21 protein-coding genes are annotated in these 24,954 nt (G+C 58.8%); 3 read left to right on the forward strand and 18 right to left on the reverse strand.

The genetic code is table 11. The features are described from left to right. Positions 1 to 68 precede the first annotated feature (68 nt). The 8 genes from ACQZ5F_RS24875 to ACQZ5F_RS24910 all read right to left on the reverse strand — a co-directional run bounded on the left by ACQZ5F_RS24875 (position 69) and on the right by ACQZ5F_RS24910 (position 10,367). Positions 69 to 953 (reverse strand): GntR family transcriptional regulator, encoded by an 885-nt coding sequence (locus ACQZ5F_RS24875; RefSeq protein WP_225337988.1) that lies wholly within the window; start codon positions 951 to 953, stop codon positions 69 to 71. An 89-nt stretch (positions 954 to 1,042) separates the two neighbouring features. After that, positions 1,043 to 2,542, reverse strand: a complete 1,500-nt coding sequence (locus ACQZ5F_RS24880; protein WP_448731118.1) for a tripartite tricarboxylate transporter permease — start codon at positions 2,540 to 2,542, stop codon at positions 1,043 to 1,045. Between the two features lie 7 nt (positions 2,543 to 2,549). Beyond that, a complete protein-coding gene (locus tag ACQZ5F_RS24885; protein ID WP_046801983.1) occupies positions 2,550 to 3,023 on the reverse strand; it encodes a tripartite tricarboxylate transporter TctB family protein in 474 nt (157 codons plus the stop codon). A 51-nt stretch (positions 3,024 to 3,074) separates the two neighbouring features. Further along, positions 3,075 to 4,040 (reverse strand): Bug family tripartite tricarboxylate transporter substrate binding protein, encoded by a 966-nt coding sequence (locus tag ACQZ5F_RS24890; protein ID WP_225337986.1) that lies wholly within the window; start codon positions 4,038 to 4,040, stop codon positions 3,075 to 3,077. Positions 4,041 to 4,330: 290 nt separating this feature from the next. Beyond that, positions 4,331 to 5,134 carry a hypothetical protein gene (locus ACQZ5F_RS24895; protein ID WP_225337985.1) on the reverse strand — a complete coding sequence of 268 codons (804 nt, stop codon included), beginning with the start codon at positions 5,132 to 5,134 and terminating at the stop codon, positions 4,331 to 4,333. 196 nt (positions 5,135 to 5,330) lie between these two features. Beyond that, on the reverse strand, positions 5,331 to 5,954 hold the full coding sequence (locus ACQZ5F_RS24900; RefSeq protein ID WP_225337984.1) for a TetR/AcrR family transcriptional regulator: 624 nt from the start codon (positions 5,952 to 5,954) through the stop codon (positions 5,331 to 5,333). 114 nt (positions 5,955 to 6,068) lie between these two features. Continuing rightward, positions 6,069 to 9,209, reverse strand: a complete 3,141-nt coding sequence (locus ACQZ5F_RS24905) for an efflux RND transporter permease subunit (protein ID WP_225337983.1) — start codon at positions 9,207 to 9,209, stop codon at positions 6,069 to 6,071. A gap of 3 nt (positions 9,210 to 9,212) precedes the next feature. After that, positions 9,213 to 10,367 carry an efflux RND transporter periplasmic adaptor subunit gene (locus ACQZ5F_RS24910; protein ID WP_052820894.1) on the reverse strand — a complete coding sequence of 385 codons (1,155 nt, stop codon included), beginning with the start codon at positions 10,365 to 10,367 and terminating at the stop codon, positions 9,213 to 9,215. Positions 10,368 to 10,736: 369 nt separating this feature from the next. Between ACQZ5F_RS24910 and ACQZ5F_RS24915 the strand changes: the two genes are divergently transcribed. Beyond that, entirely contained in the window at positions 10,737 to 11,519 is a 783-nt protein-coding gene (locus ACQZ5F_RS24915) for a pyrroline-5-carboxylate reductase (protein WP_225337982.1), read from the forward strand. Positions 11,520 to 11,574: 55 nt separating this feature from the next. Here ACQZ5F_RS24915 and ACQZ5F_RS24920 read toward each other — a convergent pair whose 3' ends face one another. From ACQZ5F_RS24920 to ACQZ5F_RS24945, 6 genes are all read right to left on the reverse strand, one after another. Then, positions 11,575 to 13,173 (reverse strand): MFS transporter, encoded by a 1,599-nt coding sequence (locus tag ACQZ5F_RS24920; RefSeq protein ID WP_046801976.1) that lies wholly within the window; start codon positions 13,171 to 13,173, stop codon positions 11,575 to 11,577. Continuing rightward, a complete protein-coding gene (locus ACQZ5F_RS24925) occupies positions 13,170 to 13,610 on the reverse strand; it encodes a DoxX family protein (protein WP_046801975.1) in 441 nt (146 codons plus the stop codon). Before ACQZ5F_RS24925 ends, ACQZ5F_RS24920 begins: the two co-directional genes overlap by 4 nt. Positions 13,611 to 13,830: 220 nt before the next feature. After that, positions 13,831 to 15,813 (reverse strand): amidohydrolase, encoded by a 1,983-nt coding sequence (locus ACQZ5F_RS24930; protein WP_225337981.1) that lies wholly within the window; start codon positions 15,811 to 15,813, stop codon positions 13,831 to 13,833. Further along, positions 15,813 to 16,103: a XapX domain-containing protein gene (locus tag ACQZ5F_RS24935; protein WP_046801973.1), complete on the reverse strand. Its 291-nt coding sequence runs from the start codon at positions 16,101 to 16,103 to the stop codon at positions 15,813 to 15,815. Before ACQZ5F_RS24935 ends, ACQZ5F_RS24930 begins: the two co-directional genes overlap by 1 nt. 72 nt (positions 16,104 to 16,175) lie before the next feature. Beyond that, positions 16,176 to 16,868: a hydrolase gene (locus tag ACQZ5F_RS24940; RefSeq protein WP_448731117.1), complete on the reverse strand. Its 693-nt coding sequence runs from the start codon at positions 16,866 to 16,868 to the stop codon at positions 16,176 to 16,178. A gap of 143 nt (positions 16,869 to 17,011) precedes the next feature. After that, a complete protein-coding gene (locus tag ACQZ5F_RS24945; RefSeq protein WP_052820889.1) occupies positions 17,012 to 17,944 on the reverse strand; it encodes a VOC family protein in 933 nt (310 codons plus the stop codon). Between the two features lie 118 nt (positions 17,945 to 18,062). On the opposite strand from ACQZ5F_RS24945, the gene ACQZ5F_RS24950 reads away from it, so the two are divergent. After that, positions 18,063 to 18,962, forward strand: coding sequence for a LysR family transcriptional regulator (locus tag ACQZ5F_RS24950; protein ID WP_046801970.1), 900 nt, complete (start codon positions 18,063 to 18,065; stop codon positions 18,960 to 18,962). A gap of 46 nt (positions 18,963 to 19,008) precedes the next feature. Here ACQZ5F_RS24950 and ACQZ5F_RS24955 read toward each other — a convergent pair whose 3' ends face one another. The 4 genes from ACQZ5F_RS24955 to ACQZ5F_RS24970 all read right to left on the reverse strand — a co-directional run bounded on the left by ACQZ5F_RS24955 (position 19,009) and on the right by ACQZ5F_RS24970 (position 23,326). Next, on the reverse strand, positions 19,009 to 20,514 hold the full coding sequence (locus tag ACQZ5F_RS24955; protein WP_225337979.1) for an HAL/PAL/TAL family ammonia-lyase: 1,506 nt from the start codon (positions 20,512 to 20,514) through the stop codon (positions 19,009 to 19,011). Beyond that, positions 20,507 to 21,337: a quaternary amine ABC transporter ATP-binding protein gene (locus ACQZ5F_RS24960; RefSeq protein WP_052760272.1), complete on the reverse strand. Its 831-nt coding sequence runs from the start codon at positions 21,335 to 21,337 to the stop codon at positions 20,507 to 20,509. Before ACQZ5F_RS24960 ends, ACQZ5F_RS24955 begins: the two co-directional genes overlap by 8 nt. Further along, the gene (locus tag ACQZ5F_RS24965; RefSeq protein ID WP_046801968.1) at positions 21,330 to 22,187 is read right to left on the reverse strand and encodes an ABC transporter permease; all 858 of its coding nucleotides are present in this window, start codon (positions 22,185 to 22,187) and stop codon (positions 21,330 to 21,332) included. The genes ACQZ5F_RS24960 and ACQZ5F_RS24965 overlap by 8 nt, the downstream gene beginning before the upstream one ends. Positions 22,188 to 22,288: 101 nt before the next feature. Then, positions 22,289 to 23,326: an ABC transporter substrate-binding protein gene (locus ACQZ5F_RS24970; RefSeq protein WP_448731116.1), complete on the reverse strand. Its 1,038-nt coding sequence runs from the start codon at positions 23,324 to 23,326 to the stop codon at positions 22,289 to 22,291. Positions 23,327 to 23,984: 658 nt separating this feature from the next. Here ACQZ5F_RS24970 and hutC point away from each other — a divergent pair. Continuing rightward, entirely contained in the window at positions 23,985 to 24,725 is a 741-nt protein-coding gene (gene hutC / locus ACQZ5F_RS24975) for a histidine utilization repressor (RefSeq protein WP_046801966.1), read from the forward strand. The last annotated feature ends 229 nt before the right edge of the window (positions 24,726 to 24,954 follow it).

The raw sequence follows: 24,954 nt of genomic DNA on the forward strand, positions 1-24,954 counted from the left end.
CTTTTCACGCGGTGAAGGACACGAAACAGGCGAGCAATCCCAGCGCAACGTGACGAGACGTTAGGGATCTAGACCTTGGGTGACTTGATGCGGCTGGCACCCATGATGTGGGTGTAGAGAAAAGCAGCGGCCTCGTTCCGGCGACCATGTTCGATCAGGTCGAGAATTTGCAGATGTTCCTCCGTCTGCCGGGGCAGGCGGCTGCGGTCGATGGTGATGTGATATTCGATAAGCCGGCGCAGACGGTTGATGCGTCTGATCGCATCCAGGAAAAATTCGTTCTGCGAGCAGGCGACGAGCATCTCGTGAAACTCGTTATTGGCCTTGAAGATTTCGGCGCGCGACCATGTTTCATATCCGCCGTCACGCAGCCGCGTCTGAATCTCCCGCGCCCGCTTTAGACCTTCGGGATTGGGCTCGAAACTCGGAAGCAACATGGCCTGCTGCTCGATCACGGCGCGAAAGGCGTAACCGTCCTCATAGCTCTTCTTCGACGTCAGCGCCTGCGTGAACGCCCAGCCATTGCCGGGCAGGCGCTCGATCCAGCCTTCTTCCGCAATACGCCGAAGGACCCTCAGCAGCTTGGTACGCGGAAGATCGTAAAACCGCATGAGTTCGTTTTCGCTCATGCGCTCGTCAAGCTTGCCGGCGAGGCGATCCTCGGCGATGCGGAAATAGATCGCCTCGTCGCCCTCGCCGTCTTCAACGCCTGCGGATTTCATATCCTGAAGACTGCCGGGGTCCACCGCCAGGAAATAACCGCGATTGGGCTCCGCCCGCACGACGCCCTGGGTCTCCAGTTGCTTAAGAGCGCTCATGATGGGAGCACGCGAGACACGGAAGGCGTCAGCCAGCATTTGAAGAGGAAGATGCTCGCCCTTGCCGATCCCATTCGTCTGAATGAATTCAATCACGTTTCCGACGATCTGCGGCGTAAGACTTTTCCGTACCATGGGGCTCGCTCTGTAATTTTGCCCAGTCTTGTATGATCCCCGGCCTCAAAGCAACAGGCGGCCGCCCGAACGGGCCGCCGCCTCACTGTTCAATCCTCATCCTGCCGGAAGCGGGAAAGCCCCTTGAAAAGGAAGGGTGCAACGAGCGCAATCACCGCAAAAGCGATCATCGTCGCCGAACTCGGATGTTGCAGCAGGATCATGGAATCACCAAGGCTCATCTGCAACGAGCGCCTGAGGGCGCTATCTGCCAATGGCCCGAGGATGAGACCGACGACGGCCGGCGCGACGGGATAATCGAATTTCCGCATGAAAAAGCCGACAACGCCAAATCCGGTCAGCAGCAGCAATTCGACAACGGAAGGATTGGCCGCGATTGTTCCCATCGAGGCGAAGACGAGGATGCCCGCGTAAAGCCATGGCAGCGGAATGGCGAGAAGGCGCACCCACAATCCAACCAGCGGAAGGTTGAGCACCAGCAACATGACATTGGCAATGAACAGGCTGGCAACCAGTCCCCAGACGAGATCCGCATGCTGCGTAAAGAGTAGCGGACCCGGCTGGATATTATACTGCTGGAATCCCGCCAGCATGACGGCGGCCGTGGCGGAGGTGGGCAGCCCAAGCGTGAGCAGTGGAACGAGCGTACCGGCAGCCGAAGCGTTATTGGCGGCCTCAGGACCGGCTACGCCCTCGATCGCACCGTTGCCAAATTCTTCTGGTTTTTTCGAAAGCTTCCGCTCGATGTTGTAACTGAGGAAGGTCGGAATCTCCGCTCCGCCTGCAGGCAGTGCACCGATTGGAAACCCGATTATGGTTCCGCGCAGCCACGGCTTCCATGAACGTTTCCAGTCCTCAAGCGTCATCCAGATCGATCCTTTGACGGGGATCGGTTTTTCCGGCTTGTGGAGGTGACGGGACGCGACAAGCAGTGCCTCGCCTATCGCAAACAGGCCGACGGCCAGCGTCGTGACTTCCACACCGTCCAGAAGCTCCGGCACACCGAAGGTCAGGCGCGCCTGCCCGGTCAATTGATCGATGCCCATCAGGCCGAGCCACAGACCGAAAGCAAGGCTCGTCAGCCCCCTGAGCGGCGACGACCCAAATGTCGCGGAAACGGTAACGAAAGCAATCAGCATCAGCCCGAAATAATCCCACGGACCGAACTGGACGGCGACCTTGACAAGAATGGGCGCAAGGAATGCCAGGCCAAAAGTGGCCACCAGCGCAGCCACGAACGAGCCGATCGCAGCCGTCGCAAGCGCCGGGCCGCCGCGACCCGCCCGCGCCATCTTGTTGCCCTCAAGTGCGGTCACGACAGAGGCGCTTTCTCCCGGCGTGTTGAGCAGGATCGCGGTAGTCGACCCGCCATACATGCCACCATAATAGATACCGGCAAACATGATGATCGAGCCGCCGGGATCGAGCTTGAACGTCACCGGCAGGAGAAGGGCGACCGTCAGTGCCGGGCCAATGCCGGGAAGCACGCCGACAGCCGTACCGATGATGACCCCCACGGCCGCAAAGATGAGATTTGCGGGTTCGATTGCGGTAGAGAACCCCTGGAACAGGGCGAAAAGCGAATCCATGATCACCTCAGAACAGACGCTCAAGCGGCCCCTGGGGCAGCGCGAGGGTCAAAAGCTTGTTGAACATGAGGAAGATCACGACGGCGATGATCGCCCCGAGACAGAGGTCCACGGCCAATGCCCTGCGCCCGAATGCTTTGGCAGTGAAAGCGAAAAGCAGCGTCGACCCCAGAATGAAACCACCGCCGAACCAGATCGCACCGATCAGGCCTGACAAGGCAATGGCGATCCAGCCCACGGCCTTCCAGTCGGTTGCCTCATCCTCCAGTTCACTCGGCCTGAAAGCGCTGAACAGATGCCCGAGTGACAGGAGGAAAAACAGCAGGGCGACAAAATAGGAAGCGGCATTCGCGCTCATGCCATAGGTCGCCCGCGCCGTCATGCCGCTTGCATCCCAATAGGTGATGACCGCTATGGCAAACAGAATGACGGCAACGACCACCGCAGGCGGATTGCGCAGCGAAGATGTTTTGGATGTCATGATATTCCTCACGGGCGGGAAACGGTCTCTCCGCCTCCCGCGCTGGCCAGATCAGTTGGCAAGACCGATGGATGTCAGGATCGCGCGGACCCGTTCGGTTTCAGAGCCGATGAAGGCCTTGAATTCGTCAGAGGGCGCGTAATAGTCGGTCCATCCCCGCGCTTTCAAAGCGGTTTGCCACTCGTTCGATTTGACGGTCTTTTCAATGGCCGCCTGCAATGCCTCAAGCTCTTTGCCCTCGACACCCTGACCGGCAAAGACGCCACGCCAGTTCACAAGTTCGATATCGAAGCCCTGGGCCTTCAGAGGTTTCGCCTCGATGCCCGGGATAGGCTCGGGATAGGATATTGCAAGCGCTCGCAGATCGCCGGACTTGATCTGGCCTTCCCATTCGCCGTAGCCCGAGACACCTGCCGTCGCCTGCCCGCCAAGCATGGCTGCGAGCGACTCGCCGCCGCCGGAATAAGCAACGTAATTGATCTTGGCCGGGTCCTGCCCGGATGCCTTGGTCACCAGAGCCGCCAGAATATGATTCGCACCGCCGGCCGAGCCTCCGACCCAGATGGTCTTGGCCACATCTTTCTCGATGGTTGCCTGCAGATCGGCCATCGTCTTGATCGACGAATCCTTCGGCACGACGATCACGAGCGGATCACCGGTGAGGCGGGCAAGGGGTGTGACCTGCGTCAGATCGACAGGTGAGTTGTTGGAAATGCTGGCGCCGACCAGCGTGATGCCGGCAACCAGCAGCTGGTTAGGGTTGCCCTTGGCCTGCCCGACAAATTGCGCCAGCCCAACCGTGCCGCCGGCACCGGGCACGTTGACGACCTGCACGCTCTTGGCCGCGCCTGTCGCCATCATGACCTCCTGAAGCGAACGCGATGCCGCATCCCAGCCACCACCTGCCCCGGCCGGCGCGGCGATCGTCAATTCCAGTTGCTGCGCCTTCACGGGCGTTACGGCGAAGCCGACAGCCGCGAGCGCGGCGGCAAAGCCAAATCCGATAAATTTTTGCATGTGTTCCTCCAACAGACTTCGTGCTCCCTCCGAGCAATAGGGCAAATCTGCATTATATAATTATAAAAGTAAATATACCGCTGGAGAAGATTTTGAATGCGCGCAGCCTCTTGCCTGATCGCAAAGCCGCACGGCTAGGTGCGGGATATTAGCTGGGCACAGGAGCGGCAGGCGCGTGTGGGCCGACAATCAACTCAGCCTCGGCATGAACACCGCAGGAATGGATCGCGATTTTGATCGCGATCGACAGGGTTCGCTTGTGCGTCCACGCATCAAGCCCTTGCATTGCCTTAATGCTTGCCCTTGCCAGATCGCAGCGAAAGTCCGAACGCCACCATCGTGAAACCCGCCACCAGAAGATCCGCCGCCAGAATGATGTCCGGCCCCGCTCCCAGTCCCAAGGAGCGATCCGCGACCAGCCATGCGACAAAGAAGAGGGTGGTAAAGCCGCCTGCCAGCAGGGATGTAGCCCCCCGGTGGGGGCGGATCGTTTCTCCAATCCAGAGCCGCAATAACGAAAGACCAAGAAACAGACAGCAGAAAAGCAGAAAGGCCGCGGACGATCGAAGGCCCTCATCGACGCAGACGATACATCCCATCGCTGCCTGGAGGGCGCCGATCGCGATCCAGTCCGGATAAAATGCGGGACGCGCAAGCCGCATGATGATAATTGCAAAGAGCAATCCGCCTAGCATTGGTCCGAGGCCCGGCAGATAACCTTCGAAGTTCCGGTCAAGAAACCTGTTGGCGAGGGACAACACGGCGAAATCGACCAGAATGATGCCAAGCGCGACCACTCTCAGCCAGTCGGACGGTTTCCTGAAACGGTTTTGACCGACCTCCCGTCCACTGCAGATGAGACGGCGAAGCCGCGGGAGAAACGACGGGGCACGCTGGTGGGGAAAAACGTGCCCCGTCCGATGTCCGGCAATGAGCGTTGCGGACATCACTGGCCCTGACTGCGGGGGACGATACGTCAGAGCCATGTTTATCGAAGACGGAGCAGGCGCGAAATCTCCGTAACCTGTGCAAACAGCCAGACTACCCCGAATGGGAAGAGGCTGGCGCGAAACATTTTCCCGATCCTGCATCATTTTCGGAACCGCCTCCTCCATTGGGTAACCGGTTCGCTTTCGAGATCGTAACGGTCAACCAGCCCTGCTTGCCGGGGCAACAGTAGCCATGCCTTTATATATACATACAAAACGTTTGTAAATTCGAACCTAGTCATCTTCCTTCACCAGCGCATGTCAGACGTGGTTTGCCTGCCGTGATTTTGTCAGGATCGGTTCAGTTGAGGCCTTGGTATTTTTGCTGAACTCCAGCCAGCAAAGTCGTAACCAGAAGGCTCCCGTCTTCGGAGAGCGTAAAGACGCTCTTCCTTAACGCCCATTCCGTAATGAGACCGCCCATAGCCGCATAAAGCATGGAGGCCGCCTTTTCCGGCGTCCACGGCTTCACCATTCCGGGATTTCGCTCGACTGCCCTGAATATGCGCACGAACAATTCATGCATTTCCTCGGGAAACGTGTTTTGTGCGGCCTCATCCTTTTCCGCCAGAACGATATCAAGCCTCATCATCACCCGCAGCAGACCGCGCTGACGGGGATCTTGCTCCAGCATCCTGAAGGTATCGGCTATGATATCACCGAGTTTTTCGATGGAAGCGGAGCTGCGGCCTTCGGAAAGTTCGTCGGCAAATCGCCGAAACGGTTCCTGCGCCTCATTTCTGAGAGCAAGCAGAAGCCCGTGCTTGTTCTTGAAATGCCAGTGAATCGCACCCCGGGTCACACCGGAAAGAGCAGCGATTTCCTCCAGGCTGACATTGTCGTAACCCTTGTCCAGAAACAGGGTCTCTGCCGCCTGCAAAATCTGGCGGCCCGTTTCCGCCGCCTGCTCCTTGGTTCTCCTCACGTCTCTAAACTCCCATGACTGAATTTCGCCGTTGCTTTCTACATGGACCAGCCCGGCAAAAGCAAACCGCCGTCCCGCCGCAACTCGTCACGGCGGGACGGGAATGCATCGACCTCAGGCGTTTTTCGGCTCAGCCGCCTTTACGCTCCTGCGGCTAAATATCCCCGATATCAGCACGAAGAAAACCGGCACGAAAACAATCGCCAGCAACGTCCCCGTCACCGTTCCGAAGAAGGTGGCAAAGCCGATAGCCTGGCGCGCGCCGGCACCGGCACCCGTCGATATGACGAGCGGGATGACCCCGAGACCAAAGGCAAGCGACGTCATCAGGATCGGCCGGAAGCGAAGTTTCGCCGCCTGGCAGACCGCCTCGAATGCGCTTTCGCCAAGCTGCGCCATTCGCTCCCGCGCAAATTCGACAATCATGATGCCGTTCTTGCCCGTCAGGCCCACCACCGTCAGAAGACCCACCTGGAAATAGACGCCGTTCGACTGTCCACCGATCCATGCGCCCAGAAGTGCACCGAGGATACCGACCGGCATGGCGAGCAGAACCGCAACGGGAATGGTCCAGCTTTCATAGAGCGCCGCAAGGCAGAGGAACATGGTCGCCAATGCCAGCCCATAGAGGGGAAGGGCGCCGGCACCGGCATCCTTTTCCTCAAGCGACATTCCTGTCCATTGCAGGCTGAAGCCAGGCGGCAGTTTCGCGGCAAGCGCCTCCATTTCCGCCAGCGCCTCACCCGAGGAAAAACCCGGAGCCGCCGACCCTTCGATCGACATGGCAGGAAGAGCGTCATAACGGCTGACTTGCTGAGGCCCGAAGACCCAGTTCTGGCTGGCAATTGTCGAAAGATCGACGAAATCGCCATTCGCATTCGGCACCCGCCAGAGAGCAAGGTCTTCCGGCCCGGTGCGCGCCAGGGGCTCGCCCTGCACATAAACGCGCTTCATGCGTCCCTCGTAGAGGAAGTCGTTCACATAGGAACTCGACCAGACGGTGGTCAGGAACGACCCGACATCCGCTGCGCTGAGACCAACGGCGCCGGCTTTGCCCCAGTCGATGTTGAGTTCGAACTGGGAAGCATCTTCCACGCCATTCGGCCGGACGGCCATGAGCTTGGGGCTTTGCGCCGCCAGACCCAGCAGCATGTTGCGCGCTTCCAGAAGCTGCTCATGGCTCTGGCCGGAACGCGCCTGCAGGAAGGCGGTAAAGCCGTTGGAGTTGCCGAGTTCCGTGACCGCCGGCGGCACCAGCGGAACCACGATCGCCTCCTTGATGCCGCCCATCAAAGGCCCGAAAGCACGCGCGGCGATGGCCTGGGCAGAGTCGTCCTTACCCTTGCGTTCTTCCCAGTCCTTCAGCTTGACGAACATCATGCCCATGTTCTGGCCCTGACCGGCGAAGGAGAAACCACGAACCGAGAAGACAGCCTCGACGTTCTGCGCTTCGGCACTCATGTAGTAGTTTTCCACCTTGCCCAGAACCGCCTCGGTATTTTGCGCGGTGGAACCGGGCGGCGTCTGGATGATGGTGAGCAGGGTTCCCTGATCCTCATCGGGAAGGAACGAGGTGGGCGTCTTCTGATAAAGGAAGACCATGGCGACCACCAGAAGCAGGTAGACGAGGAACATCCGGACCGGCCTTTTCGCCGAAGCCCTGACGATATTGCCGTATCTTGTCGTCAGCCATGAGAAATTGCGCTCGAACCAGTTGCTGAAACGGCTGGCAAGGCCCGGCTTTGCATTATGGTCATGGGCCTTCAGCATCGTCGCGCAGAGCGCCGGTGTGAAGATCAGGGCCACCAGCACCGAGAGCGCCATGGCCGCGACGATCGTCACCGAGAACTGCTTGTACATTTCCCCTGTCGCGCCGCCAAAAAACGCCATGGGCACGAAGACGGCGGAAACCACCATGGCGATGCCCACTAGCGCGCCCTGGATTTCTCCCATCGATTTTTTCGTCGCCGCGACGGGATCGAGATGTTCGTCTCGCATGATGCGCTCGACATTTTCCACCACCACGATCGCATCGTCCACGAGCAGGCCGATCGCCAGAACCATGGCAAGCATGGTGAGCGTGTTGATCGAAAATCCAAGCGCCGCCATGATGCCAAAGGTTCCGAGCAGAACCACCGGCACGGCCAGCGTCGGGATCAGCGTCGCGCGGAAATTATGCAGGAAGATCAGCATCACGAACACGACCAGCACGATCGCTTCGATGAGCGTGTGAATAACTGCCTCAATGGAAAGCGAGACGAACGGCGTCGTGTCATAGGGAATGACATAGCTTACCCCGGCGGGAAGGAATGCGCCGAGATCGGCCATCTTCGCCTTCACCAGTTCCGCCGTTTCAAGCGCATTGGCGCCGGATGCCAGCTGGATTGCCATGCCTGACGACGGTTTGCCGTTATAGAAACTGGAGATTTCGTAGTTTTCGGTTCCGAGTTCCGCCCGCGCGACATCACGCAGCAACACCAGCCCGCCATCGGTATCGGCACGCAAGACAATGCGTTCGAAATCTTGCGGCGTCTTCAGGAGCGACTGCGCGGTGACGGTGGCATTGAGCTGCTGGCCTTCCGGTGCCGGCATTGCGCCGAAGGCACCGGCCGATATCTGCGCATTCTGGGCGCTGATGGCATTGATGACAGTGGTGGGAGAGAGGCCGTAATATTTCAGCTTCTGCGGATCGAGCCAAATCCGCATCGCATATTCCGATCCGAACACCTCGACCTTACCGACGCCCTTCAGCCTCGAGATCGGTTCAACCATGTAGGAGTTCAGGTAGTCGGCCAGATCGATGGCGCTTCGGGCCCCGTCGTCGGAGATCAGCGCGATCACCATCAGGAAGCCGGTTGTCGATTTCTCGACCGTCACGCCCTGGCGTGTCACTTCCGAAGGCAGGCTCGCTTCGGCCTGGCTCAGCTTGTTCTGGACCTGCACCTGGGCGATATCGGGATCAGTGCCCAGATTGAAGGTGAGCGTCACGGTGGCGCGGCCCGTCGATGTCGTCGACGAGTCGATGTAACGCAGCCCGTCAAGGCCCGTCATTTCCTTCTCGATGATCTGCACCACCGTATCCGCGACCGTCTCGGCGGATGCCCCGGGATAAGTCGCGCCGATAACCACGGATGGACCGGCTATCGAGGGATATTGCGAGATCGGCAGTCTCATGATCGACAGGATGCCGAGGCCCATGATGATGATTGCGATGACCCAGGCAAAAATGGGTCTGTCTATGAAAAACCGTGCCATGGATCAGTTGCTCCCGGCCCGGGCGGCCTGCTGGCCCAACGGCTGTTGTTCTATTTCCACCGTGGCGCCCGGCGCCACCTTCTGGAAACCGGACATGACGATCTGGTCCCCCGGCTTCAGGCCGCTGCTGGTGACCCAGCGGTTGCCAGCGCCAGTGACGATATTCACCGGACGGGGAACAATCTTGCCGCCTTCCACGATCCAGACGGATGCCTCGCCTTTGGCGTTGCGCATCACAGCACTTTGCGGAACAAGGATCGCGTCCTTGGTGACGGCCTGCGGCAGCTCAACTTCCACATAGAGGCCCGGCAGGAGCCGGTTATCGGGGTTGGAAAACGAAATTCGAAGCGTGACCATGCCCGTCGTCGGCTCGACCCTCGGTTCGGCCGCCTTAAGATCACCCTTTACCGGGTAAGTCTGGCCGTTCGGAAGGATCATCGTTGCAACGGACAGGGACTGGCTGCTCCCGACCCTTTTGTCGGCATTCCACCGCAACAGATCGTTTACGGACTGCGTCACATCAACGTAAATCGTGTCGAGCGCGCGGATCGTGGTCAAAGCGGTCGTCTGCTGCGCAGCAACAAGCGCGCCGGCCGTCGTTTCCGAGAACCCGATGATACCGGAGATCGGTGCGCGGATCGTCGTTCTCTCAAGGTCGATCTCCGCTGTCGTCAGCTGAGCCCGCGCCACCTGAAGTGCGGCCTGCGTCTTGTTTCTTTCGGCGATCTTGTTATCGCGGTTCGCTGCCGAGCTGACATTGTTGGCAAATGTCTCCTCAGCACGGCGTGCATCGACAAGGGCGAAATCGTAACTTGCCTGCGCCTGGGCGACATTGGCTTTGGCGGACTCCACCGCCGCGACATAGGTTTCATCCTCGATCTTGTAGAGAACCTGACCGGCCTCGACACGGGCGCCCTCCTCAAACAACCGTTCCCGGATGATGCCTGAGACCTGCGGCCGCACCTCTGAAATCGTCGATGGCTTGATACGTCCGGGCAAACGCGCAGTCAGCGTGAAATCCGCCGCCTTGGCGGTTTCGACCGTGACCGACGGGGTGGGTTGCTGCTGCGAGAGCACTCGTCCGGGATAGAGGACGCAGGATAGGATCAACGCAAGGGCCACCGTTCGCCCGCGCCGCCACTGACTTTTCTCGACCATTTTTCACCTTTTGATGCAAACGAGCTTTCGGACACATCACAAGCGCCCGATCTTTCGGTGCCATATACATACATTCCGAATGTAAATATCAAGTGAAATATTTTGGCCAATCGGCACCGGGTGCTCACGAAAATCTTGCTTCAAAGTGCAAAACTGATCGCGATAAGATGCTAAAATAGAAGGAAAATCAGATTGCTGCTGAGCGTCTGATGCGGAGCACGTTTACGTCCTGCCGGCGGATGCGGGAAAAAAATTAACATTGCCGACAGACCAGTTTTCTGGCCCAATGTCTCATCACCAGTCCGGAACAATCATCACCATCCTGCGTAAAACACGGCCGATCTGGCCCCCTGCCGACGTGGAGTCATCATGCCCCTGCCCCAGAAAATCGGTTTTATCGGAACCGGAGCGATCACCGACGCGATGGTGCGGGGCCTGCTCCTGAAGCCGGCGGCCGTGCCGCATGTCATGGTTTCAGCGCGCAACGCGGATATTTCGGCCAGGCTCGCTGCCGATTTCCTGCAGGTGATCGTTACCGGCGACAATCAGGCGATCATCGACGGGTGCCATACCGTCGTCTTGGCAATCCGGCCGCAGATTGCCGAAGACGTCATCCGCCCGTTGCGTTTCCGGAAGGGACAGAAGGTCATCAGCGTCGTTGCCGCAACCAGCCGCGAAGCGCTTTTCGACTGGATCGGCGCGGATGTCAGCCTCACGCAGGCGATTCCCCTGCCTTTCGTCGCACGGCGCAGGGGTGTCACAGCCGTCTATCCGCCGGATGCAGATACATCGGCAATTTTTAATAGCCTTGGCAATGCGGTCGAATGCGAGACGAAGGCGGAATACGATCTTCTCGCTGCCGCGAGTGCCCTGATGGCCACCTATTTCGGCATCATGCAGCATACGACCGAATGGCTGGCTGAAAACGGCTTGCCGGAAGAAAAGGGTCGCGCCTATCTCGCCCCGCTCTTCGCTGGTCTTTCCGAAGTGGCCCAGCTCGCTGACAGAGACACCAGTTTCCTTGATCTCAGCGTTGAATTTGCCACCAAAGGCGGGCTCAACGAACAGGTTTTGCAGGATTTTGACCGTAATGGCGGCTCCAATGCGCTGAAAGGAGCGTTGAGCCGTGTTTTTGAGCGGATCACAAAATAGCCCGCGGTTGGTTACCGCAGCAATGAAAAAGGGGCCAATCGGCCCCTTTTTCGCTTTATGCTTTCCCCGGACGATTGATCGTGAGGAAGTGCCGCACGACCGGTCTTGCCATTCCCGAATGATAGGCAAGTACCTTGCCCTGCAAATCCGCGTCGGCATTGGAGACCCGTTTATGCTGGCGCAGATGCTCCGCCCAGGATTCCACCATGAACCATTCAACGATCTTCTGCGGATCGGCGGAATCCTCGGTGACACCCCAGCCGTAGGCACCATCGCGTCGGCGCTCCTGTGAAAGCTCATCCAATGCGTGCAGGAAGGCGCTGCGGTGATGCTTTTCGACGTTGTACTCGATCAGGATCAGGACCGGGCCGCGGTCATGGGCCACAGGCTCGGCAACGAGCGGTTCCGGCCAATGGTTGGACGGCACCATATCCGCGTCGCCGGCAGGCAATTTCAGGCGGTGCATGACAAGACCGGCGATAAACAGACCAGCAGCGCCGATCAGCAGCGTTCCGGGCACGCCTGCCGCTTCACCAACGGCACCCCAACCGATGCTGCCCGCCGTCATCGCGCCGTTGAAGACGGTAAGATAGACCGCCAGCCCACGGCCCCGCACCCAGTTCGGCAGAATGGCCTGGGCCGCGCCATTCAACGTCGTCAGCGCCGTGATCCATGCGCCACCGAGAAACAGCAGGATGACGATGGCCAGCCACTTGGGCGGAGCAAACGACAGGCCGGCCATGACGAGCGCGGTAATGACAGCAGCCCCCAGAAGCAGGGCATCGGCATCAAAGCGGGCGCGCAGTTTCGGCATGATCAACGCGCCGCCAATCGCGCCCGCACCGACCGCACCGAGCAGAATGCCATAAAAGCTAGCATCTCCGCCGAGCAATTGCCGTGCGACCAGTGGCAACAGCGCCCAGACGGCGCTGGCGAATGCAAAGAAGATCGCAGCTCGCAGCAGGACGACATGCAGGGGACGGCTGGCGCGTGTGTAACGAAGACCAGCCCGGAATGCACCAGAGAAACCTTCCGCCAATGCATCATTGGCGTTCTTCGCCCGTGGCCACCACAAGAGCGCCGCGATGACAACAAAGTAACTTGCGACATCTGCGCCGTAGGTAACGGCCGCACCAAAGGCAGCAAGCAATATGCCACCAACCGCAGGACCAATGGAACGGGCGATATTGATGCCCAGCGAATTGAGCGCGACGGCGCTCTTGATGTCCTCGCGTTTCACCAGTTCCGGCACGATGGCCTGCCAGGTCGGCCCCATCAGCGCCGCACCGATGCCGCCGAGGAAAGTGAGGCCGATCAGGGCACTGACGGACAATAATCCGGTATGGGCGAGGACCATGAGGGTGAGACTGACAGAGGCCAGCAGCAGCTGGACCGCAATCAAAAATTTACGACGGTCGAGAATATCCGTCAGCACGCCGGCCGGGATCGCCAGCAGAAAGATTGGCAGGGTTCCCGCCGCCTGAACCATGGCGACTGCCGCAGGCGAGGCCGAAAGGTCGGTCATCAGCCACGAACTGGCGACATCGCGCATGAAACTGCCGGTATTGCCAAGCACGGTTGCGGCCCAGAGGACGGCAAAAACCGGCTGTGCAAGAGGAGCAAAGCTGCTCGTGGAGGATTTTGCGGCACTCATTTGCCTGTTCCTTTCGTGAGATCGATTGCGGCAACGATAACAAAGGCGCCAGCCAGACCGAGATGTTCGAAGAAGGCGTTGGTGGCCATCATGCGATCCATGCCGGGCGCCATTTCCCAGAACCGAAGAGCAATGAAGGTGGCCAGAAGCGTGAAGCCCGCAAGCGCCAGAGCGCCTGCCCAGCGCAGAAAGCCGGAAACCACCATGGCCGAGGCGGCAAGCTCGAACACGATGACGACAACGGCAAAAACCGCAGCCGGATGAAGGCCGAAATGGTTCATCTCGGCAATCGCACCGGGAAAGTCGAAGATCTTGGTCAGCGGCCCCTGAATATACGCCGAGCAAAGCGCCAGAAGCGCAAGGGTTCGTGTGACGGGCGCGGCAACGATATCTGCAAGCAACCCGTGAAGGCGAAGTGTTGAAGATGGTTTGGTCATTGTCTGCTCCTGCGGCCTGGCCGCTCGCTTCGAGCGGCGTTGCGTTCATCTGATGGAGCGATATTGGCTGAAACAATTATCGCCAACAATTGCATCAATAGTTTCGATATAATTGCATAATTCGCAACATTAGCCCGCCTGAGAGGACTTCCTTCGCGTTGGATGCGGGCAGCGGCAATACGCTGCCCGCTTGGTCGGCCTGACATTCACACGGTCGGGCTTAAACCGCCCAGCATGAGCAGCCGAGCGCTCCGAAGAAGCCCTTCAGATCGGCGATTGGCAGCTTCGATGTCCATGCTCCGGCATGGTCATGTCCATGAACGCCGCAATCGCTGGCGCAGCCGCAGGACGTGATTGCCGCGCGTCGCAACGAGTTCTTTCCAGCCCCTTGCGGCTCACCCCAGGCGGCATAACCGCCGAAAGCGCGAACCGGCGACCAGTCCGGCATGGCGGGGGGCACGTCGTTCTCGTCGAGCGCCTTGAAGTCGCCGGCGCCATAGACGATCTTGCCGCCGACCATGGTCAGCTCGGAGGTGAGGAAGGAGATTTCGTCTTCCGCGCAGGAAAAATAATCCTTGTCCGGCACCACCAGATCGGCGAACTGGCCTTTTTCGATGCGGCCCTTCTTGCCTTCTTCGTTCGAGAACCAGGTGACTTTTTCGGTCCACATGCGCAGCGCCGTTTCGCGGTCAAGGCAATTGGCGCGTGGATAAAGCTGCATGCCGCCCACCGTCTTGCCGGTTACCATCCACGAAAGGGACACCCATGGATTGTACGAGGCGACACGGGTGGCATCGGTACCGGCAGAGACATTGACGCCCTTGTCGAGCATTTTCCTGATCGGCGGCGTCGCCTCGGCAACTCCCTGTCCATAACGTTCGACGAAGTATTCGCCCTGATAGGCCATGCGGTGCTGGGTGGCGATACCGCCGCCAAGCGCTGCAATACGGTCGATCGAACGATCAGAAATGGTCTCAGCATGATCGAAGAACCAGTTCAGACCTTCAAGCGGAATGTCCCGGTCGACCTTTTCGAAGACATCAAGCGCCCGCGAGATTGTCTCGTCATAGGTGGCATGCAGACGCCAGGGCCAGCGGTTTTCCGCGAGAACCCGCACGACCTCTTCGAGTTCACCCTCCATTTCCGGCGGCATGTCCGGTCGCGGCTGGCGGAAATCCTCGAAATCGGCAGCGGAAAAAACCAGCATCTCACCTGCGCCATTGTGCCGGAAATAGTCATTGCCCTGCTTGTATTTGACCGAAGAGGTCCAGTTGAGGAAATCCTCCTTTTCCTGCTTGGGCTTCTGCGTGAAGAGGTTGTAGGCGAGACGCACGGTCATCTGGCCTTCATCGGAGAGCTTCTGGATGACCTCATAATCATCAGGGTAATTCTGGAAGCCACCACCCGCATCGATCACGCCGGTCACACCCAGCCGGTTCAACTCACGCATGAAGTGGCGCGTGGAGTTGACCTGATAGTCAAACGGCAGCTTCGGTCCCTTGGCGAGCGTCGAATAGAGGATACCGGCATTTGGTTTGGCAAGCAGCATGCCCGTGGGATTGCCGTTCGCATCGCGGGTGATCTCGCCGCCGGGCGGGTTCGGTGTATCCCGCGTATAACCAACGGCGCGAAGGGCTGCGCCATTCAGCAGCGCCCGATCATAGAGATGCAGCAGGAAGACCGGCGTGTCGGGCGCCACCGCATTGATTTCCTCAATGGTCGGCAGGCGCTTTTCGACGAATTGATGCTCGGTGAAGCCGCCAACGACGCGCACCCATTGCGGGGCGGGCGTGATCGCCACCTGCCGTTTGAGCATGTCCATGGCGTCCGCCAGCGAGCGCACGCCATCCCAGCGCAGTTCCATGTTGAAGTTCAAACCGCCGCGAACGACGTGGGTGTGATTGTCGATGAGGCCGGGCAGCACGCGTTTGCCCTTCAGATCGATGATTTTCGTCCCGGGCCCGGCGAGTGCCATGACATCGGCATCGGTTCCCACGTCCACGAACAGACCATCCTTGATGGCAACTGCCGTTGCATTTGGATTGCCGCGATCAAGTGTCGTCAGGCGGCCATTGTGAAGAATGGTGTCGGGATACATGGAATAGGCTCCGGTCTGAATGGGATCAGCGGCATTGGCCGGTGAAAAGAGATGCGGAAAGGCAAGGCTCGATGCCGCGCCAAGAAAAGTGCGTCGCGTTGGCATCAGCTTCTCTCCCCATCCGCAGGCTGTTTCGCCCTGGCGAGATCCACGGTCTCTCCGCTGCCCTTTGGCATATGGCCGAACATATGCGGCTTGATCTGGTTGATCCACGAAACGGCGGCCGGCTCCTTGCCGATGATCGACCTTGCAAAAGGAATGACCTGTTCGCCCAGCAATATGCCAAGCAGGCCGACAAGCGCGATGATGGGCGGTGCGGGTGAACGCACATTGAGCAGGCTGTAAACAATGCCGACCAGCAGGCCGGCGCCAAGCGACAGAAGATAGACTTTCATGGGAACCTCCTAGATGGATGAAAGCCGCACCGGAGGGGACATCGATCCTTCCGGTGCGGCGCGGTTGAAAGCTTATTTTGGGGCTGGGTTCGGGCCGATGCGCTTGCCGTGTTTGACGCGCTCTGCACCGCCATGGACATGGGTGACGGCATAGTCGATGCCCATGCCGTAGGCGCCGGAATGTTCCTTCACCAGCGAGGTGACGGCGTCATAGGTTTCCTTGCGTGCCCAGTCGCGTTGCCATTCAAGCAGCACCTGCTGCCAGGTGACCGGGATGATGCCGGCCTGCACCATGCGATCCATCGCATATTTATGCGCATCGACAGAGGTGCCACCGGAGGCATCCGCCACCATGTAGATCTCGTAATCCGCAACATCGTGAAGCGCCGAGAGCGCGAAGGTGGTGTTGCAGACTTCCGTCCAGAGACCGGAAACGACGATCTTCCTTCGGCCGCCGGCGGCGTTCTTCGCCAGGGCGTCACGGACATTCTGGTCATCCCAGGAATTCATCGAAGTGCGCTCGAGGATATCGTTCTCCGGAAAAACCGCGAGCAATTCCGGGAAGGTGTTGCCGGAGAAGCTTTCCGTTTCGACCGTCGTGATGGTCGTCGGGATATTGAATATCCGGGCGGCCTTGGCGAGGCCGACAACATTGTTCTTCAGGGTCTGACGATCGATCGATTGCACGCCGAAAGCCATCTGCGGCTGCTGGTCGATGAAGATCAACTGGCTGTTGGCGGGGGTAAGGACTTCGAGCTTGGACATTTTCGTTCTCCGTTCAGGTGGTGATTGCCGATCTACGGCGGTGGAAATTGACAAGGCTTCGCCGGTGGGCTGCCCGGCGCGGGCAGCCGTCTTTGAAGGGCGTGAATGTGTATCTGTCAGTCGGTTCGGATCAGCGGTCCGTCTTAAGCAGCGAGCGGAACCAGGCTCGCCTCGATCTTGTTGCGGAACGGCTCATACCGGTTTGGCAGCTTGAGCGCCTCACCAAGATGGGCTGTATCCTCGTCCCGGTCGAAACCGGGTTCATTGGTAGCGATCTCGAACAGGATCCCGCCCGGGGTGCGGAAATAGATCGCCCAGAAGTAATCGCGGTCGATGACGGGGGTCACCTGATAGCCGGTATCCATCAGCGCCTTGCGCACTTCGAGCTGCTTTTCACGGTTTTCAACCGCAAAGGCGATGTGGTGCACCGAACCGGCTCCCGGGCGGGCAAAGGGTGTCTTCGGCAACGCCGCAAGATCGATCGTATCCGCTCCATTGCCACCGGGAATAACGAAACGTGTGACGTTTCCTTCAACGTCGGCCCGCTCATAACCCATGAAACGCAGAAGCTCCTCGGTTGCAGCCGTATCGTGAAGATTGAAACGCGCACCGGTGAAACCGCGTATGGCATTATCTTCGGTTATGCCCTCGGCCAGCCAGCCAGCACGTGCATCATCGCCCGTTTCGATCAGCGCGAGACCGTCGCCATCTGGACCGGTGAAGCGCAGGCGATTGTCGCCGAAGACCGTGTCGGCCTCAATTCCGGTAGCGCCTTTGGCAATGAGACGATCTTTCCAGAAGCCGAGCGCACCCTTGGGAATGGAGAACTGGGTCTCGCCCACTTCGCCGACACCGGGACGACCGGCCATCATCTGGGCGAAGGGAAAATAGGTCATGACCGTGCCGGGCGATCCCGTTTCATCACCGTAATAAAGGTGATAGACGCTGGGCTCATCAAAGTTGACCGTCTTCTTCACCCGGCGCAGGCCGAGCGTTTCGGTGAAAAAACTGTTGTTCTGCAGCGCATCCGACGCCATGGAGGTAACGTGGTGCAGGCCCTTGATATCCTTGATCATCGTCGGCGCCTCTCTTCGTTTGTGTGTCCGTTTCGATGACAAAGATATACGTCGCTTGATTGCATCGAGGAATTGCAATATTTCTTGTGACTGAATTGCGATTTTTGAAATAATAGAGATGAACGACCACAAAGCTCTCAAAACCTTTCTGATGGCGGCCGAAAAGCGCAACTTCGCGCAGGTGGCCCGTGAACTGGGCATGACGGCAGCAGCCGTCACCCGCGCCATTGCCGCGCTTGAATGTGATCTCGGCGTGCAATTGTTTGTCCGCACGACCCGTCAGGTATCGCTGACGACCGACGGAGCCGTTTTTGCCGCGCAGATTCAGCCGGCAATAGAAGCGCTCGAAAATGCCCGGCGCGACGTCAGGAATGCTCACAAGGCCGATCAGGGAAGACTGAGGATCAGCGCGCCGACATGGCTCGGGAAAACCGTACTGCCACCGATCCTCTCGGGTTTCCGGGAACTGTACCCGAAAATGTGCTTCGAGATTTCGCTGTCCGACGGCTTGGTCAACATCGTCGATGACGACTACGATCTCGCGATCCGCATTTCGTCAGCCCCATCAGACAAATTCACCATCTGGCGCAAGATCAGGGCCGTGCCGAGAATATTGGTGGCGGCACCGGGCAGCCGGTTCACGCAAATGGAACATCCGGGCGAGCTGACGCCCGACGATTGCCTTGCCTATAGCGGTGAAAGCCGGCGGGAAAACTGGGTCCTTTCGGATGGCGGATCAAGCATCACGATTTCGGCCGGTCGCAGATTCAGCGCTAATAATGGCGAGGTTCTGGCAGATTTGGCGGCGGATGGTGCCGGGGTGGCCATGTTGCCGGGGTTTCATATCGCCGACCATATCCGCAGCGGCCGGCTGATACATGTTCTGCGCGGCTGGTCGCCGCCGGAACTCTGGCTGACGCTTTATTATCCGCCCTACCAGAAGCTCCCGCCCCGCATCGCGACTTTCTCGAAGTTTTTCGAGGACCAACTGCCCGCACATATGGTGATGCTGGATTAAATATGACGCCGGTGCATAAATTCATCACCGGCGGCGCATCCCTGATTTATGACAAGTGCCCAATCCCGGCGCTCGTGTTGCGCAACAGCTTCTCCACCATGGCAAGCAGAGAATTGAGCGGCCGGTCATCGCGGTAAAAGGGAACGTCTGCGCGAATACGCCGGTAGAGGGCGTGGGTGCCGGGTGCCATGCCGGCTTCTCCAGACTGCATGTCATAGGCCTGCGCCGCACACATGATCTCGATCGAAAGAATGGTTTCGAGATTGGCGATGATGGAAAGTGCCTTGTCGGCAGCCGGCGTGGCGTGAGTGAGAATATCCTCCTGCAAGGCAGAGGTAATGCCACCATCCAGACTGGCGGGCGCAGCCAGCCGCCGGTTTTCGGCAACCAGCGCCGCGGCCGTATACTGAATGATCATGAAACCGGAGCAGACACCGCTGCCTTCCGCCAGAAAAGCTGGCAGGCCGCTGACCAGCGGATTGACAAGGCGGTCGATCCGGCGCTCCGCAACGCTTGCCAGTTCTGCAGCGGCTACGGCCAGACCATCCATGGCAAGCCCCAATGCCGCGCCAACCGCATGGGCCTGTGAATGCACCTGCGGCATATCTGGCGAACCGGTAACGACCGGATTGTCCGTAACACTTGCCAGTTCGCGATTCACCACTTCGCCGATCTGCATGACGCTGTCGCGAATGGCGCCGTGGATTTGCGGAACGGCGCGAAGGCTGAGCGGATCCTGCGTGCGCGATCCCGCCGAGCGCGCCAAGAGGGGACTATCCGCCAACAGATGGCGGAGATTATTTCCAACGGTCTGAAGCCCCGGGGATGTGCGCAGAGCAAGCGGCGCTGCCGAGAATGGATCGGACTGCGCGCCCAGATTTTCATAACTCATCGCTGCGGCCGCATCCGCCCAGTCCAGCAGATTTTCCATTTGTGACAGCGCCAGACAGGCAAGTCCGGTGGCGCAGGGCGTTCCGTTGACGAGACTCAGCCCCTCCTTGGCCAGAGGCACAAGTGGCAAGAGACCGACAGCTGCCAGCGCCTGCCCTCCGGACAGCCTTTCGCCATCACGCAGCGCCTCGCCTTCGCCGATCAATACCAGCCCGATCGCCGCGGCATGGGTGAGATACCCGACCGAACCGCGTGAGGGAATGACGGGTAAAACATCCGCATTCAAAAGGGCCAGCAACGCCTCAACGGTTTCCACGCGGATGCCGGAAAAACCATGGGCAAAATTGACGATCTGCGCGGCCATGATGGCACGTGTCTGCTCCCGCCCCAGCGGTTCTCCAACCCCGCAGGAATGGCTGAGCAGGATGTTTCGCGACAGGGCCTGTTGTCGATCCCTGTCCACGATCACGTCGCACAGGGCACCGACACCGGTATTGATGCCGTAGCCGCGCACGCCTTTCGACACCAGCGCCTCGACAATGTCACGCGCCGCGGCGATACGCTTCCACGCGGCATCGGCAAGCCGCAGTCGTGCACCTTTTGCCACCATGGCGACATCCCGCCATGAGATGCCCTGATCGATGATGACGGTCTCAATCATGGTGGGCGACCGCCGCACCCGTGCGACGCTGCACGAAGCGGGCGACATAATCATTGGCAGGGCGATTGAGAATATCGTCCGGCGTTCCGACCTGCACCAGTTTCCCGTCCTTCAAAATCGCGATCTGCGCACCGATCCGCAACGCCTCATCAAGATCATGCGTGATGAAGACGATGGTTTTTGAGAGGTTCTTCTCCAGCTGCAGAAGCTGATCCTGCATATCGGCGCGGATCAGCGGATCGAGAGCGGAGAATGCCTCATCCATCAGGATAACGTCGGTATCGGCAGCGAGAGCCCGCGCAAGGCCGACACGCTGCTTCATGCCGCCGGAAAGCTGGTGGGGCATCTTGTTTTCATAGCCGGCGAGCCCGACGGTCTCGATCCATTGCATGCCGATCGGATTTGCTTCCGCCTTTGAAAGGCCGCGTACACGCTGGCCATAAACGACATTCTGCATAACCGTGCGGTGTGGCATGAGGCCGAAATTCTGAAACACCATGCTGACGCGGCGATTGCGGAAGTCGCGCAGATCCTTGGCCCTCAGATCAAGCACATTGCTGCCGCCAACCAGAATTTCACCGCTCGTCGGTTCGATCAGGCGGTTGATATGGCGCACAAGCGTCGATTTTCCGGAGCCGGACAGGCCCATGATGACAAAGATGCGGCTGCCGGCAATGTCGAGGCTGACATCGTCGAGACCGACGCTGCAACCTGTCTTGGCCAATATTTCAGCCTTGTCGGCGCCGTCCTTCGTCATGGCGAGCGCGGCTTTCCAGTTGCCGCCGAAAATCTTGGAAACATTACGGATTGCGATATCAGTCATCGCCGCGCTCCTTCCGGCTGGATTGGCCGAAGCCCTGCGTAATACGGTCGAGGACGATGGCGAGAATGACGATGCCCAGACCCGCCTCGAGGCCCTTTCCGACATCCAGTGTCTGAATACCGTTCAGGACCTGTTCGCCCAGACCACGTGCACCGATCATCGAGGCGACCACCACCATGGAAAGAGCCATCATGATCGTCTGGTTCAGGCCAGCCATGATTGTGGGTGTGGCCAGCGGCAGTTCAACCCCGAACAGTATCTGCGACGGGCTGCTGCCGAAAGCGGTTGCCGCCTCCACCACTTCGCGATCCACCTGGCGGATGCCCAGATCTGTCAGGCGGATCAGCGGTGGTACGGCATAGATGATGGTCGCGAGTACCGCCGGCACCTTGCCAAGGCCGAAAAGCATGATTGCCGGGATCAGATAAACGAAACTCGGCATCGTCTGCATGACGTCGAGGACAGGCAGCGTGATACGCCGCATGATCTGGCTCTTGGCGAGCCAGATGCCGACCGGGACACCGATGATGATGGAAATCAGGCTGGCGATGAGCATCAGCGCCAGCGTCTGCATTGTCAGGTCCCACAAGCCGAGAGCGCCGACGATGAGCAGCATGACCCCGACCATGAGAACAAGCGAAATCTTGCGCGCGGCAAACCATGCGAGCGCCAGAAAGGCAAGCAGGACCAGCCACCATGGCAGGCCGCGCAATATCCATTCCATGAACAGGATGACCTGCAGAATGGTTTGCGAAATTGCCTTGAAGACGAAGCCGTAATTGACGACCAGCGACTGGACGAAGTCGTTGATCGGGCCACGAATGGAAATATGAAGAGACTCAGGAAACATCGGGTGGCGTCCTCGCACTTGCCGTCTTCCGTCCCCGACGGTCACGGCTCTGACGGGAAAAGAAAAGCCGCATGCCAATCCAGCATGCGGCCCCGTGATTGCTACTTGATCGCGGCTTCGATACGGGTCTTGGCCTCCGGCGACACCCATGCGCCCCAGATATCGCCCTTGGTCTTCAGGAAGCGCGTCGCTGCGGCCACGGCATCGGCCTTTTCGTCAACCATATAAGCGAGGCTGGAATTGACCTCCTCAAGCGGGAAGGTCGCCTTGCCGAAGATTTCGATGATATCCGGCGCAGCCTTGGCGAAGTCGCTGTTGACGCCATAAGCAACCTCAACCGCCGGGAAAGCGCATCCCGCCTCCCGCTTGCCATCGGCGCTTGTCAGGTCCTTCCAGCAGGCTTCGGTGTAGGCCGGCTCGGAAAGCTGCACGAGCTTGTACTTGCCCATGATTGCGGTCGGGCTCCAGTAGTAGAACAGCAGCGGCTCGCCCTGAAGATAGGCGGCGCTGATCCCCGCATCCAGCGCCGTGCCCGTACCCGGGCGGAAGTTCACGTAGGTCGAGTCGAGCTTGTAAGCCTGGAGCTTGGCGGTATTGACACCCTCACAGGTCCAGCCCGAAGGGCAATTGAGAAAACGTCCCTTGGACGGCTCTTCGGGATCCTGAAAAAGGGCAGCGATCTTCGGATCGGAAAGCTGCTCGACACTTTTCAGGTCGGGGGCCTTTGCCTCTATGCCCTTTGTCGCGTCGCCCTTGACCAGGTATTCAGGAACGAACCAGCCTTCGGAGGCACCGACGAAGGTCTTGCCGACCGAGGTAACCTGTCCTGCGGCAGCGGCCTTGTTCCAGACGTCGGACCGGCCGATCCATTCCTCGGCGAAAATCTGAACGTCGTTATTGGCTGTGGCCTGTTCCAGCGTCACCGAATTGCCGGGAATGGAATCCACCTTGCAATCATATCCCTTCGACAGAATGGCCTTCATGACTTCGGTAACGAAGGCGCCGCTTTCCCAATCGATGCCGGCAAAAGTGACAGTCTTTCCCTCGCCGCAATAGCTGGCTGCATGGGCCGAGCCCAAGGGCAGCGCCGCAAACAGGGCCGTGGCGGCAAGCGCGAGTTTAAATTTAGCATTCAACATCTTATTCCCCTTTTTGATTGATGGTTGGCATGTTGTCGGCACAAATTCATGCGGTGCCGGCGCAGGATCTCCCTGAAAATATGATGAAGGAATATCGACCTTTCGCCGGGTCAGCGGGACGGTTTGGAGCAGGTCCGAACAACACACCTATTCCCTGCCCGCAGCATCGGAGTTTTATGCCACAACGAAAGTAACTCCCCTTAAGTTCACTATACAACTTTGCTGAAACAGCTTTAATGCTAGAGAATGGCGGCAAGCCGGAAAGGCACTGGAAGAGCAACTGAAAAACCGACATCGTCCGAATCCTGAACGCTGCCAATCCAGCCTTCTTGCGCCGAAACCTATGTGTTCGCCTGCAAGGCATCAGAGCCGCAAACGGTTCACAGCCACGAATTCACAGCCCTTTCTCCCAATATCGGCGAGCCTGCCTGCATTTTCCTTTCGGAGCGGGTCGGCATGCAAACATCCTCACCTCAGCCACTTACGAGAAAAATGCGCCCGCAAAAGATCGACTTTTCAACTCCCCATCGACGCTTTACAAGTTGTATATGTAACTTTGCATGGTTTTAGGAGACAAGCAAGTGCAAAGATGATATTTTGCATGTGTCCGAAATGCTGGTTATATTTTAGGCAATCTGCCGATTTTCAGGGAGTTTAAATGCCGTCCGTGATCGAAAGCGACCTCGCAACATCCAGCGAGTATCCGTCTCTGCCGCTCTATGAGCGTGTGAAAACGCAAATCAAGGCAAAGATCGCGAGCGGCGAATGGCCCCTCCACCACCGGGTCCCTTCCGAAAACGAAATGGTGGAGATGCTGGGCGTCAGCCGAATGACGGCAAATCGTGCCCTGCGGGAGCTTGCGACCGAAGGTGTTATCGTGCGCGTTCAGGGACGCGGTTCATTCGTCGCATCGAAAAAAAGAAGCGCCGGCATGATGGGTGTGCGAAACATCGCCGACGAGATCAAGGAAAGGGGCTCTTCCCACCAGGCCAGCCTGATCCTGGCGCAGACCGAAGTATGTGGTCCCGATCTTGCCTCGGCGCTGGAGATCGACGTTGGTGCGAAAATCTTCCATTCGATCATCGTTCATCACGAAGACGACGTTCCGATCCAGCTGGAAGATCGTTTCGTGAATGCCGCAGTCGCTCCAGACTATCTGCGGCAGGATTTCAGCTCCATGACCCCGAATGCCTATTTGACGGCGTTGGCGCCGATTTCCCGGACCGAACAGTTCATAGAAGCCGCAGCGCCCCAACCATGGGAGTGCAAATTGCTGGCGATCGGCCGGCACGAACCCTGCCTGCAGGTTCGGCGGCGAACGTGGTCTTCCAGCCGTGCGGTAACATCGGTACGGCTATTATACCCCGGAAGCCGCTATCGACTCGAAAGTCAGGAATAAGAGCTCCCTATATGGGCATCGGCCAAGGGGTCACGATCCTGCGTCTTCATCCAAATGTGCACCATCACATCGAACCTCGCTGCGAGGAAATGGACAAGCTACTGATTATATAACATTTTCTGCGAGTTTATCTATTTTCGCATCCGCGAATTCCATGGAATTTACGGTTGCACTTTATACTGTATCTCATCCTGTAGTTTTCTAGGATCCGCCGTTAAGGATTTGTTAA

It is taken from the genome of Agrobacterium sp. 22-210-1 (assembly GCF_053522525.1).

Bases quoted from the DNA above. Each gene is read 5' to 3' on its own strand.
- ACQZ5F_RS24875 (WP_225337988.1), bottom strand. From the start codon at position 953: ATGGTACGGAAAAGTCTTACGCCGCAGATCGTCGGAAACGTGATTGAA.
- ACQZ5F_RS24880 (WP_448731118.1), bottom strand. From the start codon at position 2,542: ATGGATTCGCTTTTCGCCCTGTTCCAGGGGTTCTCTACCGCAATCGAA.
- ACQZ5F_RS24885 (WP_046801983.1), bottom strand. From the start codon at position 3,023: ATGACATCCAAAACATCTTCGCTGCGCAATCCGCCTGCGGTGGTCGTT.
- ACQZ5F_RS24890 (WP_225337986.1), bottom strand. From the start codon at position 4,040: ATGCAAAAATTTATCGGATTTGGCTTTGCCGCCGCGCTCGCGGCTGTC.
- ACQZ5F_RS24895 (WP_225337985.1), bottom strand. From the start codon at position 5,134: ATGATGCAGGATCGGGAAAATGTTTCGCGCCAGCCTCTTCCCATTCGG.
- ACQZ5F_RS24905 (WP_225337983.1), bottom strand. From the start codon at position 9,209: ATGGCACGGTTTTTCATAGACAGACCCATTTTTGCCTGGGTCATCGCA.
- ACQZ5F_RS24910 (WP_052820894.1), bottom strand. From the start codon at position 10,367: ATGGTCGAGAAAAGTCAGTGGCGGCGCGGGCGAACGGTGGCCCTTGCG.
- ACQZ5F_RS24915 (WP_225337982.1), top strand. From the start codon at position 10,737: ATGCCCCTGCCCCAGAAAATCGGTTTTATCGGAACCGGAGCGATCACC.
- ACQZ5F_RS24920 (WP_046801976.1), bottom strand. From the start codon at position 13,173: ATGAGTGCCGCAAAATCCTCCACGAGCAGCTTTGCTCCTCTTGCACAG.
- ACQZ5F_RS24925 (WP_046801975.1), bottom strand. From the start codon at position 13,610: ATGACCAAACCATCTTCAACACTTCGCCTTCACGGGTTGCTTGCAGAT.
- ACQZ5F_RS24930 (WP_225337981.1), bottom strand. From the start codon at position 15,813: ATGCCAACGCGACGCACTTTTCTTGGCGCGGCATCGAGCCTTGCCTTT.
- ACQZ5F_RS24935 (WP_046801973.1), bottom strand. From the start codon at position 16,103: ATGAAAGTCTATCTTCTGTCGCTTGGCGCCGGCCTGCTGGTCGGCATT.
- ACQZ5F_RS24940 (WP_448731117.1), bottom strand. From the start codon at position 16,868: ATGTCCAAGCTCGAAGTCCTTACCCCCGCCAACAGCCAGTTGATCTTC.
- ACQZ5F_RS24945 (WP_052820889.1), bottom strand. From the start codon at position 17,944: ATGATCAAGGATATCAAGGGCCTGCACCACGTTACCTCCATGGCGTCG.
- ACQZ5F_RS24950 (WP_046801970.1), top strand. From the start codon at position 18,063: ATGAACGACCACAAAGCTCTCAAAACCTTTCTGATGGCGGCCGAAAAG.
- ACQZ5F_RS24955 (WP_225337979.1), bottom strand. From the start codon at position 20,514: ATGATTGAGACCGTCATCATCGATCAGGGCATCTCATGGCGGGATGTC.
- ACQZ5F_RS24960 (WP_052760272.1), bottom strand. From the start codon at position 21,337: ATGACTGATATCGCAATCCGTAATGTTTCCAAGATTTTCGGCGGCAAC.
- ACQZ5F_RS24965 (WP_046801968.1), bottom strand. From the start codon at position 22,187: ATGTTTCCTGAGTCTCTTCATATTTCCATTCGTGGCCCGATCAACGAC.
- ACQZ5F_RS24970 (WP_448731116.1), bottom strand. From the start codon at position 23,326: ATGTTGAATGCTAAATTTAAACTCGCGCTTGCCGCCACGGCCCTGTTT.
- hutC (WP_046801966.1), top strand. From the start codon at position 23,985: ATGCCGTCCGTGATCGAAAGCGACCTCGCAACATCCAGCGAGTATCCG.